Origin of the sequence: Paenibacillus andongensis (assembly GCF_025369935.1) — a bacterium.
Lineage (GTDB): Bacteria > Bacillota > Bacilli > Paenibacillales > NBRC-103111 > Paenibacillus_E > Paenibacillus_E andongensis.
Genome location: NZ_CP104467.1, coordinates 3,691,879 through 3,704,889, shown reverse-complemented (window position 1 = coordinate 3,704,889; position 13,011 = coordinate 3,691,879). Strand labels below are relative to the sequence as shown.

The 13,011-nt window shown below is 46.9% G+C and carries 12 protein-coding genes; 1 reads left to right on the top strand and 11 read right to left on the bottom strand.

The features are described 5' to 3' along the window. Positions 1-2: 2 nt before the first annotated feature. From preA to NYR53_RS16425, 9 genes are all read right to left on the bottom strand, one after another. Positions 3-1,298 carry an NAD-dependent dihydropyrimidine dehydrogenase subunit PreA gene (preA, locus tag NYR53_RS16465; protein WP_261306125.1) on the bottom strand — a complete coding sequence of 432 codons (1,296 nt, stop codon included), beginning with the start codon at positions 1,296-1,298 and terminating at the stop codon, positions 3-5. Positions 1,299-1,330: 32 nt separating this feature from the next. After that, positions 1,331-2,695, bottom strand: coding sequence for an NAD(P)-dependent oxidoreductase (locus NYR53_RS16460; protein WP_261306124.1), 1,365 nt, complete (start codon positions 2,693-2,695; stop codon positions 1,331-1,333). Between the two features lie 20 nt (positions 2,696-2,715). Next, positions 2,716-3,597, bottom strand: coding sequence for a nitrilase-related carbon-nitrogen hydrolase (locus NYR53_RS16455; protein ID WP_261306123.1), 882 nt, complete (start codon positions 3,595-3,597; stop codon positions 2,716-2,718). Beyond that, positions 3,594-4,865, bottom strand: coding sequence for a M20 family metallo-hydrolase (locus tag NYR53_RS16450; protein WP_261306122.1), 1,272 nt, complete (start codon positions 4,863-4,865; stop codon positions 3,594-3,596). Before NYR53_RS16450 ends, NYR53_RS16455 begins: the two co-directional genes overlap by 4 nt. Before the next feature lie 6 nt (positions 4,866-4,871). Continuing rightward, positions 4,872-6,245, bottom strand: a complete 1,374-nt coding sequence (locus NYR53_RS16445; protein ID WP_261306121.1) for an aspartate aminotransferase family protein — start codon at positions 6,243-6,245, stop codon at positions 4,872-4,874. Between the two features lie 80 nt (positions 6,246-6,325). Then, positions 6,326-7,399, bottom strand: a complete 1,074-nt coding sequence (locus NYR53_RS16440; RefSeq protein ID WP_261306120.1) for an ABC transporter substrate-binding protein — start codon at positions 7,397-7,399, stop codon at positions 6,326-6,328. Between the two features lie 83 nt (positions 7,400-7,482). After that, entirely contained in the window at positions 7,483-8,355 is an 873-nt protein-coding gene (locus NYR53_RS16435; RefSeq protein ID WP_261306119.1) for an ABC transporter permease, read from the bottom strand. Beyond that, positions 8,352-9,164, bottom strand: coding sequence for an ABC transporter permease (locus NYR53_RS16430; RefSeq protein ID WP_261306396.1), 813 nt, complete (start codon positions 9,162-9,164; stop codon positions 8,352-8,354). Before NYR53_RS16430 ends, NYR53_RS16435 begins: the two co-directional genes overlap by 4 nt. Further along, entirely contained in the window at positions 9,148-9,960 is an 813-nt protein-coding gene (locus NYR53_RS16425) for an ABC transporter ATP-binding protein (RefSeq protein WP_261306118.1), read from the bottom strand. Before NYR53_RS16425 ends, NYR53_RS16430 begins: the two co-directional genes overlap by 17 nt. Positions 9,961-10,365: 405 nt before the next feature. Here NYR53_RS16425 and NYR53_RS16420 point away from each other — a divergent pair, with 405 nt between their 5' ends. Next, a complete protein-coding gene (locus NYR53_RS16420) occupies positions 10,366-10,992 on the top strand; it encodes a C40 family peptidase (protein ID WP_261306117.1) in 627 nt (208 codons plus the stop codon). Positions 10,993-11,052: 60 nt separating this feature from the next. On the opposite strand, the gene NYR53_RS16415 is transcribed toward NYR53_RS16420, so the two are convergent. Both NYR53_RS16415 and NYR53_RS16410 read right to left on the bottom strand, forming a co-directional pair. Then, positions 11,053-11,976 carry a S66 peptidase family protein gene (locus NYR53_RS16415; RefSeq protein WP_261306116.1) on the bottom strand — a complete coding sequence of 308 codons (924 nt, stop codon included), beginning with the start codon at positions 11,974-11,976 and terminating at the stop codon, positions 11,053-11,055. A gap of 106 nt (positions 11,977-12,082) precedes the next feature. Beyond that, positions 12,083-13,003 (bottom strand): tyrosine-type recombinase/integrase, encoded by a 921-nt coding sequence (locus NYR53_RS16410; RefSeq protein WP_261306115.1) that lies wholly within the window; start codon positions 13,001-13,003, stop codon positions 12,083-12,085. Positions 13,004-13,011: the final 8 nt, after the last annotated feature.

The following is a 13,011-nucleotide window of genomic DNA, read 5'->3' as shown; positions in this document are numbered from 1 at the left end:
GGTTACACAGCCTCCTTCTTGGTGGTTTCTTTGCCTGCTGACAGCTTGGCGACGGCCTCCTGCCTTTCGTTCCAAGTCATTGGCGCTTCTGTTCCTGATACCTCAATCATAGAAATGGCGCCTTCAACGGGACAAACAATCGCACATAAGTTACATCCCACACAATCTTCTTCGCGTACTTGCAAATAGGACTGACCCTGATCGCCCGTCAACATATCTATGCATTGATGAGACGTATCTTCGCAAGCGATATGGCATTTGTTGCAGTTGATACAGGTATCCGTGTCAATTCGCGCCACAACCGCATAGTTCAAATCCAAGTTCCCCCAATCGGAGTAGCGCGGAACGGATTTCCCGATCAATTCTGTGACGCTGGCGAGACCTTTTTCATCCAAATAGTTGTTCAAGCCATCGATCATATCCTCCACAATGCGGAAACCATGGTGCATCGCTGCCGTACACACTTGAACGCCCGTCGCGCCCATCAGCATGAACTCAACGGCATCTCGCCAATTGGAAATACCGCCAATGCCAGAAATAGGTACGCCAACCTCTAGGTTTCGCGCACAATCAGCAACCATATGGAGGGCAATGGGTTTAACTGCTGGTCCGCAATAGCCGCCATGAGAGCCCTTGCCCCCGACATGCGGAATCGTGTTCCACGAATCGATATCCACGCCAGCTAATGAGTTAATCGTATTGATCAACGATATCGCATCCGCTCCACCTCGAACCGCCGCCTTAGCGGTGCTCGTAATATCTGTGATGTTCGGCGTCAACTTCACGATGACCGGCGTCGTCGCCGCTTCCTTCACCCACATCGTCTGCGCCTCCACGAGATCTGGCTGCTGCCCCGAAGCAGCACCCATGCCGCGTTCAGCCATGCCATGCGGGCAGCCAAAGTTCAGCTCCAAGCCGTCGACACCGACAGCTTCGACCTTTTTTACAATCTCATGCCATTTCTCTCGGTTCGGCTCAACCATCAGGGATACAACAACCGCATGATTCGGAAAACGCTTCTTCGTCTCATAAATTTCTTTAAGATTAACCTCTAACGGTCGGTCCGTGATGAGTTCAATATTATTGAAGCCTGCAACGCGTTGTCCGTTGAAATGAATAGCTGCAAAACGCGAAGACGTATTAATAATGGGATCACCAAGTGTTTTCCAAACCGCTCCACCCCACCCCGCTTCGAAAGCGCGTTGAACTTGATAACCCGTGTTGGTCGGTGGCGCCGATGCTAACCAGAACGGATTAGGTGACGCTATACCTGCTAGATTTATGCGTAAATCAGCCATGTTGAATCCCTCCCGATCCATTTAGAAAGTCATTAAGCCGAAGCATTTTCCCTTTTCACCAGTTGATTATAAATAGCATAAGCCGTTTGTTTGCCTTGCTGAGCCGCCGATACAACCATTGCTTCTCCCTGTCCTTCTCCGAAAATGACGTCGCCCGCTGCATACACCTTGGGATTGGACGTTTGACCTGTTGACGGATCAACTGTAACGGTTCCTCGTGTATGTGCAAGTTCGAATTGATCAATGAGGGAAACATGCCTCGTCTGCCCAATCGCCTTAATAACGGCATCTACCTCCATGATAAATTCTGAGCCTTCAATGGGAAGCGGACGTTTGCGCCCCGCATCTACTTCCACTAGTTCCATGCGCAAGCATTCTAATGCTACGACATTCCCATTCGCATCCCCAATGATCCGTTTTGGAGCCGTAAGCCACTGAAACGCAACGCCATCCTGCTTAGCGAAATCATATTCAAAATCATACGCCGTCATCTCTTCCTGTGTACGCCGATACACAATTTGCACTTTTTCAGCTCCTAGCCTTACTGAGCACGTCGCCGCATCTATTGCTGTATTCCCCGCTCCTATGACAGCTACCCGCTTACCAACGAGGGATGTATCCAGCTCCTGTTCTGTCTTCGTAGATTCCACAAAATCGATGGCATCGTACACGCCTTTTAAGGCTTCGCCTTCAATACCCAGCATCGGAACCCTTGACATTCCCACAGCCAGAACAACGGCATCATAGTCGCCCAGTAAATCTGCGCTGCTTATATCTATGCCGACTCGCGTGTTCATATGGAATTCCACACCTAACTGCTTAACCTGCTCGACTTCCCATAGTGAAATCTCCTGGGGCAGCCGGAACGAGACGATTCCGTAGGTATCTAACCCTCCAGCCTGCTCCTTCGCCTCAAACACCGTAACCTTGAACCCGAAGCGGGCAAGCTCCCGAGCTGCCGATAAACCAGCAGGCCCGCCACCAATCACAGCAACTGACTTCCCATTACTTGTCCCGGCCTTGAACAATATTTGTTCATTCTTAATAGCCCAATCCGTCGCATAGCGCTGTAAGTTGCCAATTAGGATAGGCTTGGACGAATGATTGAGTACACAAGCTCCTTCACAAAGCTCCTCTGTGGGACATACCCTTGAGCAAGAGGCCCCTACCGGATTCGCTTCCATAATTGTACGTACGGAGCCTTTGAGATTGCCGGAAGCAATCTTTTTGATAAAAGAAGGAATATCAATCCCCGTTGGACAGGCACGAATGCAAGGAGCATCATAACAAAATAAGCAGCGGTTCGATTCCTCGATCGCCTCTTTCGGCTTCATACCGGATTTGACCTCCGCGAAATTGCGTTTCAAATCGGTTAAGGAAATAAATGTTGAACTCATCTTCGCTCCCCCTCCCACGCTTATAAGCTAACAATTTGTTCATAGGTTTCAGGCCTGCGATCCCGATAAAATTGCCAAACATTGCGGACTTCACGGATTAACTCTTTGTCCATTTCGCCGATGACCACTTCATCTTGATTCCGACTTCCGATGGAAACAATCGAACCGCGCGGATCCACCAAGTAAGATTGACCATAGAATTCTCCCATGTTCCACGGAGCTTCGTGACCAACACGATTAATGGCACCGACATAATACCCATTGGCCACGGCGTGAGCCGGTTGTTCAAGCTTCCAGAGATACTCCGACGTCCCCGATACTGTAGCGGAAGGATTGAACACAATCTCTGCTCCGCCAAGTCCGAGAGCCCTTGCTCCTTCTGGGAAATGGCGATCGTAACAGATGTAAACCCCAACCTTAGCAAACGCTGTATCAAAAACGGGATAGCCCAGATTACCTGGTTTAAAATAATACTTCTCCCAGAACCCGCAAGTACCGCCTCCCGCCGCCACATGCGGAATGTGATGTTTGCGGTATTTGCCCAAATAGGTGCCATCCGCATCAATCACAGCAGCCGTATTGTAATACGAAGCGATGCCTTCTCTCTCATATATAGGAAGGATGATGACAACCCCGAGTTCCTTCGCCAGTTCCTGGAAGAGCATAGTCGTTGGCCCCTTTGGTATTTCCTCTGCGGCATCGTACCACTTAGTTGTTTGCTCTGCGCAGAAATAAGGGCCGTAGAATATTTCTTGCAAGCAAATGATCTGCGCGCCTTGCTGCGCCGCTTTACGAACCAACGCGATATGCTTTTGTATCGCTGCTTCTTTGTGTTTGACCACGGCCTCATCGCCATGCACATCATGCGAGGCTTGAATGAGGCCAACTTTCACTTTGCTCATGGCTGGAAGCCCCCCTTTTCCGTGGCGATCCGTCGTGCGGTACGGTATAAAAGCTCCGTGCCCATCGTAATGTCCTCTGGACTAGCATATTCTTTGGGATTGTGACTGATGCCTTCGAGGCATCGAACGAAAATCATCCCATAGTCACAAACATAGGACATGGTAAGCGAATCATGAAAAGGTCCGCTCATCAGCTCTGGCGGAGCCAACCCCATCAGAGCTGCTTCCTGATGCAGGCTTTGCTTGATCCAGTTCGCACAGTAGCGGGGTTCACTGTTCGTATCTTCGCGAATCGTATACGTGAGACCATGCTCGTGCGACACGTTCTCGATCACGCTGATCAGCTCCGCTTCTACCGCATTGCGACGCCGTAAATCAATGTCCCGCAAGTCAATGGTGAAGGATACCTTCTCCGGGATGATATTGCGGGAATCCGGAAACACCGTAAGGGAGCCTACCGTTCCGACGGTCGGAGCACCTGGCTCCTGCCGCACTAACTCATTGAGCGCCACAATGATTTTGGCACAGCCTAGAAGCGCGTCTTGGCGCATAGACATCGGCACCGAACCCGCGTGCCCAGCGAAGCCGGTCATCTCTACCGTGAGCCATAATGGACCAGAGATTCCGCTGACGATACCAATCGGAGCATCGAGTGACTCCAGAACTGGACCTTGCTCGATATGCAGCTCCAGAAAAGCGCCAATCCGACCTTCTTGGAACACATAGCTCTCGAATTCAACAGGGTCACACCCAAACTGAACCAAAGCTTCTCTACGTGTAACGCCATTTTTATCCGTACGCTCCAACTCATTTGCTTCAAGCTTTCCGGTCATACCGCGAACGCCGAAAAGCCCTTTGTTGAAGCGGCAGCCCTCTTCATCGCAGAATGCCACAACTTCAATATTACATTCTGGCTTTATCCCTTCCTCCACCAGCGTTTGGACCACCTCAATCGCACCAAGTACGCCTATCGCACCATCAAATCTACCGCCATAAGGCTGCGAATCCACATGAGAGCCTAGCATAAGTACAGGCGCACTCGGATTGCTCCCCTTAAGCACACCAATTAAGTTGGCGAATGGATCGATTGAAGCTTCCATCCCAGCTTCCTGCATCCAACTTTTCACTAACTCCACGCCTTCTCGATCTTCTTTGGACAAGGCTAATCTGCATACGCCCGTCTCTCCAATTTTCCCGATTTCGGCGAGCTCCTGAATTCGCTGTTGCAGTCGTGAAGCGTTAATTTGTATCTGAGGTGCTTTAGGCAAGACCTATCATCCTTTCTCCTGATTGGCATCAAACACAGCAAGCAAGGTCTCGATGATAAAAGCAATATCCTCATTTGTCGAAGATAAAGGTGGACTTAGCGTGAGAATGTTAGCAAATCCAGGCACTGTATCCCCGTTCCTCCCAATGAGCAGACCTTTTTGCTTGCAGCTTGCTATGATCTTCGTCACGCGGTCAGCAGTTGCCGGAAGCTTCGACTCTTGATCTTCTACAAGCTCGATACCCATCGCTGATCCAAAAATGCGTATCTCCCCAACATGCGGGTGGTCAAGCAAAGGTTCCAATTGAGTTCTAAATGTGTTTCCGATATGAGCAGAGCGCGCAACCAGGTTTTCTTTTTCCAAAATCTCCATATTCTTCATTGCAACAACGCAAGAGACTGGATTACCTCCAAACGTATTGATGTGTCTTAAATGGCTGGTCGCTTCTTTATCTTTGAACGATTCATACAGTTCAGCCGAAACAGCGGTTGCAGAAAGAGGCGAGTACGCACTGGTCAAGCCTTTGGCCATTGTCACGATGTCCGGTCTCACTCCATAATTCAGATGACCGAACTTCTCGCCGGATCGACCGAATCCGCAAATCACTTCATCTACAATGAGGAGCACTTTATACTTATCACAAATGCTGCGCACCATGGGCAGGTACTCGTCCGGAGGAACAATCATTCCGCCTCCCGTAATCACGGGCTCTACGATTACGCCGGCAACAGAATCTGGCCCCTCCCAAACAATGGCATCCTCGATGGCTTTGGCGCATTGAAAACTGCATGACCCTTTTGTCTGGCCGAATGGGCAGCGATAGCAATAAGGCGGTGGCACATGCTGAAAGCCTACACCAAGCGGTTCATATTTCAACTTACGCTGCGCTTGCCCTGTTGCACCCAGTGCCCCCATTGAATTGCCATGATAAGCACGGTGTCTTGAGATGAACTTATGTTTGGACGGCTTTCCATTCTGATGATGGTATTGGCGAGCAATCTTGAAAGCCACTTCATTGGCATCCGACCCTGAATTTGAGTAAAAAATCCGATACTCACCATCCAGCCACTCATTCAATTTCGCAGCTAATTCAATCGCGGGTACATGAGATTGGACGAGCGTAGCATAAGCGATTTTCATCATTTGCTCAGCGGCAGCCTCCGCAATTTCTTTTCTGCCGTGACCCACATTCACGCACCATAATCCGGACATGCCATCCAAATAGCGATTCCCATCCACATCCGTAACCCAGCTTCCCTCACCAGAAGCAAGTATCATCGGATTTTCGTTATGTGCTGACATGTGATGCCACACATATTTGCGATCTTTCTCAAGCAGGTCCTCCTTCGTTAGCAGATCACTAACTTCGTTAGCGCTCATAAGCCCAGCTCCCCTCTCCTGATGATGTAAAGAAGGATCGCAGACTACAGTCATCCACGATCCTCTTGCCTTTCCAAAACTCACTTGCCCTGTAAAATCGTTTTATCAATAGCCCCAGTCAAATCAGCTGCTTTCTTAATCAAGCCATATTTAAGCGCAATGTCAGCTGTCCGTTTCACCGACTCATCGACGAAAGAGCCAACTTGCTCATTCGTAAATCCTTCCGGCTTCACAAGCTTCGCCATTTCCTTCAGCATCGTCGTTTGATGTTGTTTTGTTGTACTGCCTGCCGCTACACTTTTCATCACAATATCAACGACTTCGTCCTGATGCTCAATCGCGTAGTTCCAGCCTTTCAGGGTTGCTCTCACGGCTTTAACTGCGAGATCGTGGTTCTTATCGACCCAGTCCTTCTTCGCAATAAGCGTATCCTCCAGCATCGCAACACCGGCATCATCAAAGTTAAACACATTCAAATCTGTCTCTTTCACACCGCTCTCAAGCACAACATAGTACTCGTTATAAATCGTTGCTGTCGCCACATCCAGCTGATCCCCAAAGAATTGATCCATTGTGAAGCCTTGTTTGACCAATTGAATGTCTTTCTTCGGGTCAAGTCCGTTCTTCTCCATAAAAGCAAGCACTTGGAACTGCTGGCTTCCCATCCATGTCCCGACCTTTTTGTCCTTCATTTTGGCTGGCGCATCGATACCGGTCGATTTTTTGGATATTAAACGGTACGAACTCTTCTGTGTTACTTGCGCCAACGAGACGAGAGGTAATCCATTGTCACGGTTGACTAACAAAGAGTCAAAGCTCGATACGCCAATATCGACAGCGCCATTTACAACTTGCTGCTCGATGATAACATCCGGTCCGCCAGGCACAATTTCTACATCGATTCCTTCATCCTTGTAAAAGCCTTTCTCTTTAGCGGCATAGATTCCGGCGAACTGCGCTTGTGGCACCCATTTCAACTGAATTTTGACCTTCTTGAGCGGCTCTGCCGAAGGGGACTTGGTTGCACCTGCTGCGGTAGATGCAGCTGGCGTTGTGGTTGCAGATTTTTCGGAAGCACAAGCTGAGATGATAATTAAAACCATGAACATACTAAACATCAAAGCCAATTTGCCAGTAAGGATTCTCTTTTTCAATCGAACCAATCCTCTCCTATTTATTTCTATGTATGTAAAGATGGTGTCATCCCTTGATGCTCATGTTAAATATTCTTTTTCATCTAGCGATTGGAATTTGACCACGGTATAAAGCGTTTCTCTAGAAGTTGAATGATCGTATATAAAACAATTCCCAGGATAGCTGCGATGACAATACAAGCCCAAGCTAAGGGCATATTGGCCAGTCGGATTTGGTCCGAAAGCAAGTATCCTAAGCCACGCGATGCAATGAAAAACTCCCCCACGATCGCACCGATGATACTCGTTGACATGTTGATTTTAAGGGCTGAGAATATCGATGGTAAGGCTTTGGGTAATCTTAGTTTGAGAAAAAGCTGTCTTGTGCTAGCCGCGTACGAAGTCATTAGCTCTAGGTAGGACGGCTCAATGGAGCGCAGCCCTTTGTAGGTGCTGACCGCCATGGTAGCCATCGTCATGACTGAGACGATACCCATTCGTGAAGCGACGCCGTCTCCCAACCAATTATTCATGATTGGCGCAAGAGCTACGATCGGCACCGCATTGAGCGAGGCCATGATCGAAATTGCACCCGCACCTGCTTGTGGCCTGAAGGAAGCTGCGACTGCAGCAAGCCAACCCAGCAGCGACCCAACGAGAAAGCCGCCGATCATTTCTACACCTGTGTATAGCGTATAAATGAGCAGGATATCGCCATTCTCGCGCATGGCTGTGATGATATCCGAAGGAATAGGCAGCTGATAGCGTTCTAAGCTGAATAAGGTGTGTATCCCTCTGAATTGCCAAAGCAGCAAGAATACGAGACCGAATAAATACGGAAATAACTTCATTGGCTGCGTGAATATAGCCGTGTAGCCTTCTTGTGCTTTTCCCGTGTACACTCTGGTAGGTTCTTCTAAACTCGTTAGCGGCGTTACCGAAACTTGTTGTTCTTTACTTAAAATGACCTCTTTCATGCGCCTCCCCTCCTGCTTTCGCGGAAATCAGGCTGCCACGGTGTCAGCCATCTTTCTAAGAGAACTAGTAGAAGAAAGGTTGTAAAGCCAATGGCAATCGAAACAAGCACCGTGCACCAGAACATGTATACTTGTGCAGCTCCGTAATATAGAGAGCTAACCATTAGCACGCCGATTCCATCGGGAGCCCCCATTAGCTCAACGATGATGGAAGCTGTGATCGCCAGCGGAGCTGAGATCTTGAGTCCGGCGAACAATCCCGGCAGCGCGGATGGCAGCTTGAGCTTCAGGTAGCTGTGCCAGGTTGAAGCAGCTAAGGAGCGCATAAGCTCCAGCTGTTCAGGCTGCACACTGCGCAGCCCGCGAAGCGAGTTAATGGTGACAGGGAAAAATGTCACATAACCTGCCATAACGATCCGCGAAAGACTCGGATCATGGAGGATGCCGTACAGGATCGGTGCAAGACCGATGATGGGCACCATTTGAGAAGCGACCATGTAGGGAGTTAGTGTGTGTTCAACCGTTTTGGAGAGGCTTATGGTAATGGCTAAGGCAGCGCCGAAAATGGTACCAATCAGGAAGCCAGTCATCGCATTGCCGAACGTTGTGAAACCCTGCTTGATGAGCGTGGGAAGGTTGTCTTGTAAAGAGGTTATCACCTTATGCAAATAAGGCAGTTTGGAGTCGGGTTGTGATACTTGAATCACGTTATGGATCAGCCAAGCGAACACTTCCCAGAGGAGGAGCAATGACGCTATCCAACAAGCAATAACAGCAGCTTGATGCCATTGTCTATCCAATTTGATCATCAAGGGCACCACTCTCCTCGTAGAAGCAATTTCGAATGGAAGCGGTCAAAGCATGGAAACGTTCCGATTCTCGGGCTTGCAAAGTACGATCCTCTCCCAAATCGACGTGGTGAACGGAGTGTACGCGACCAGGATTTGCAGATAATACAATGATTCGATTGGATAAAAACACAGCTTCCGGAATACTATGAGTCACGAAAACGATCGTCTTATTCGTCTTTCTTTTAATTTCAAGCAGTTCGAATTGCAGTTTCTCCTTTGTGAATTCATCAAGCGCCGAGAATGGTTCATCCATAAACAAAATAGGCGGATCCAGCGATAAAGCACGTGCAATTGCCACTCTTTGCTGCATGCCGCCACTTAGCTGCCAAGGGTAATAATCTTTAAATTTCGTCAAACCTACGGTTTCAAGCAGTTGATCGACCATACCTCGATACTCCGCGCGATTACGTCCCATCACCTCTAAGGGAAGCTCCACATTTTCGCGTACAGTTCGCCACTCGAACAGCGTGGGATTCTGAAACACAATGCCGAATTTCCTGCGTAGGCGCACTTCCCGCGGATGATCCTTTTGAATCATAATTTGCCCACTCGAGGGTTGCAGCAGGTCAGCCATCAGCCGCAGCAGTGTTGATTTGCCACAGCCTGAAGGCCCAAGTAAGGATACGAATTCATTCTGGACTACATCGAACGAGATGTCTTGGAGTACAGTCACTTGCTTTCCTTTTTTCCCAAACACCATGCAGACGCCATCCACCGATATTTCCACTTTCTGCTGGGAAAGATCTGAATTCATTGGGTCCCTCCTCATTTGAACTTTGTAATTACGTTATATTAATGTAATGTATTATCACTGTATATGTTATATTATATTACTTCTATGACGATTTACATTATACAAAGTGTTCCAAAATTAATTTCTGCATTTGACATAGTGTAAAACAACCACTAAAACAACCACTAAAACAACCACGTAGCATTGATATCATCTAGTTGCCCCTACTCAATTTTTGATTCATGCACGGGGAAGAAAGTTGTTTATTATGAGACTTCCTAAGAGGTTATATACATAATGTATGTTATGTAAACAAAAAGAACGGAAATTGACCCACATCACGTTTATCCATAATTTGCTCATATTCTCTATTTCTTCATTTTGATAGAATATTTAAGTAACTACATAACTTCTAGGAGGAAATTCATGAGAAAGATTATTCTTTCAACCGTAATGGCGACAAGTCTCTTATTCGGCGGAATCGCTACAGCAGCAACTTCCAATCAATACGTCGCTACGGATTCTGACACTTTCTGGACCATTTCACAGAAATTCAATGTTCCTTTAGCCGATCTTATCGCTAGTAATCCAAACGTTAATGAGCGAAATATCTACGCAGGTATTGTTATCAATATTCCTGTTAAGGCTCCTGTTAAACAGAGCTGGGAAGTAAAAGCAGATGCCATCATTGCAACTGGTATGAAGCAGCTTGGAACGCCATATGTATTTGGCGGCAATACGCCATATGTTGCTTTTGATTGCTCTGGCTTTGTTCAATATGCGTTTAATCAAAACGGGTTTAACCTTCTTCATTCATCTCTATTGTTGAGTCAATTAGGAACGCCAGTTGATAAAAGCAATCTGCGTAAAGGTGATCTTGTGTTTCTTCAAGATACTTATACAAGCGGAGTCTCCCATGTAGGTATCTACATTGGAAATAACAAAGTTCTTCAAGCAGGTACGATGGGAACAAGGGAAGTTAAAATTAGCACTTTCTTTGGTACTCCCTACTATGATGCTCATTATTGGGGCGCGCGGCGTTTAATTAACTAGTATGAGAAAAAGCCGGTTTTTACCGGCTTTTTTCGTTTTAGACAAATTGTAAAATATGCGCTAAGCCATTACCGTGGGTTCAAGCACAGTAAGCCTGTTGTTGTATGTATCAAGGTTTACGTTAGCTCCAATGGGGATTGCTGCTTTATAATAGCTATGAGCTGTACTTACATTGGTCATGAGCGGTTTTCCTAGAGGAACAATCAGCCCAGTTATCAAGTCGTTATACGTCGTAGAATATGATATGGTACAATTCGTGCATTGTCCCATGACCACTCCAATGCAATCTTGAAATTTCCTTGCCATAATCAGATGAGTCAAATGTCGGTAAATCACATTCGTTGCTTCGTGTGTTTCTTCGATGACCAATATTTTACCCGTCGTATCAATTTCGTATGGAGTTCCAAGGGTATCCACAAATGAAGTGAGATTCCCTCCTACGACCGGACCTCTCACATTTCCCTCAATCAGACTGATCTGCTGCATGCCGGGTGGATTCTGAATCACTCTTGGACTACTGAGGGTTGATGTAGCCGAATAAAATTGGTTGAAGTTATACGTTGGTGTGCTTGTGCTAAAATCGATTAGCAATAGACTTTGAAAAGTAATTAAATTAGAAAATTGGTATAGGATATTTAATAAAATCGTGATATCACTGTATCCGGTTACGATTTTAGGATTGTTTTTTATAATCGTGTAATTAAGGTACGGCAAAATATCTTTGACCCCTGTCCCTCCTCTTGTAGGTAATATCATCTTCACACTGCGATTTTCAAACATACTCATAAGGTCTTCAGCACGCTGCTGCGCTGTTGAGGCAACAATGCCACCATAAGCATACGCATATTTCCCTACAACTACTTTGAATCCCATATTTTCAATGGTTCGAATTCTTTCATCAATGATAGCTGCATCAAGCGGACTTCCTAAAGTTACAATTCCGATGGTATCACCCCTTTGTAAAATGGGGGGCTTTATAGCCATAACAATGCCTCCTACCAAAGAGAACATATTCAAAAATTGGATCCAACTTTGTAATCTCTTTGTTGCCTTATATGCAACACCCGAACTAATTATTACATGATCTGTTCTATATCCCCATCCCTACTGGAATAAACGCCGAAACCCGGTTCATGGCATCCTGCTTTTGTTTATCTCCGACATGGGTGTAAATCTGTGTAGTTTGTATGCTCGCATGGCCAAGTAATTCCTGTAATGTTCGGATATCCGTTCCTGCCAGAACCTGCATCGTGGCGAACGTATGCCGCAGCTTATGACTTGAGATTGATTTCCCTTGTAGTTCAGCATACTGCATCTTCAGCACCTCGAAATGCTTCTCCGCAATCGTTTGAATCATACGAACACTTATTCGCCGACCAAATTGAGAAACAAAAAAAGGCTGCTCCGCTGAGCTCTTTGTATCCATTCGTTCCGTTAATGCTTTATTCAGGACTTTAACCAGTTCGGCAGGAAGAGGGATGACACGCCATTTCCGCCCTTTGCCAAACACCTGCAGCGTATTCGTTGAACGATTGAAATCAGCGATGTTGAGTCGATGCAGTTCACTGACACGCAAACCTGCATAACTCATCAATAGAAACATGGCCACATTCCGGATCTGATACTTCCCCTCAATAGATTGCAAAAACACAGCAAGCAGCTGCTCGCTGAGAAAGGTAGGGATTTGATTTTTCTCTACCTTCGATTTCTTCACGTTAAGCGAAGGGTTGAGTTGCACAATTTGGAGTTCGATCAACGCCGCGAAAAATGTTCGAATCGAAGATAAATAGCGATTACGCGCGGCATCCCCTGCCCCGCCCTGTCGCATTTTCGTCAAAAAGCGCATGATATCAATTGCCTCAATCGTAGGTAAAGATTTCTCAATATTGGAAAGGAATAACCGAACATCCCCTAAGTATGCTTGTTGTGTTCGTTTCGTAAAGCCCTGATCTTTCATCCATGAGTCAAATAGTTCCAAATACTCATCATCATACTCATATCCTTGCCCCAATCAACTTC

Excerpts from the sequence above, each read along its gene's own strand:
- preA (WP_261306125.1), bottom strand. The coding sequence starts at position 1,298 with ATGGCTGATTTACGCATAAATCTAGCAGGTATAGCGTCACCTAATCCG.
- NYR53_RS16460 (WP_261306124.1), bottom strand. The coding sequence starts at position 2,695 with ATGAGTTCAACATTTATTTCCTTAACCGATTTGAAACGCAATTTCGCG.
- NYR53_RS16455 (WP_261306123.1), bottom strand. The coding sequence starts at position 3,597 with ATGAGCAAAGTGAAAGTTGGCCTCATTCAAGCCTCGCATGATGTGCAT.
- NYR53_RS16445 (WP_261306121.1), bottom strand. The coding sequence starts at position 6,245 with ATGAGCGCTAACGAAGTTAGTGATCTGCTAACGAAGGAGGACCTGCTT.
- NYR53_RS16435 (WP_261306119.1), bottom strand. The coding sequence starts at position 8,355 with ATGAAAGAGGTCATTTTAAGTAAAGAACAACAAGTTTCGGTAACGCCG.
- NYR53_RS16430 (WP_261306396.1), bottom strand. The coding sequence starts at position 9,164 with ATGATCAAATTGGATAGACAATGGCATCAAGCTGCTGTTATTGCTTGT.
- NYR53_RS16425 (WP_261306118.1), bottom strand. The coding sequence starts at position 9,960 with ATGAATTCAGATCTTTCCCAGCAGAAAGTGGAAATATCGGTGGATGGC.
- NYR53_RS16420 (WP_261306117.1), top strand. The coding sequence starts at position 10,366 with ATGAGAAAGATTATTCTTTCAACCGTAATGGCGACAAGTCTCTTATTC.
- NYR53_RS16415 (WP_261306116.1), bottom strand. The coding sequence starts at position 11,976 with ATGGCTATAAAGCCCCCCATTTTACAAAGGGGTGATACCATCGGAATT.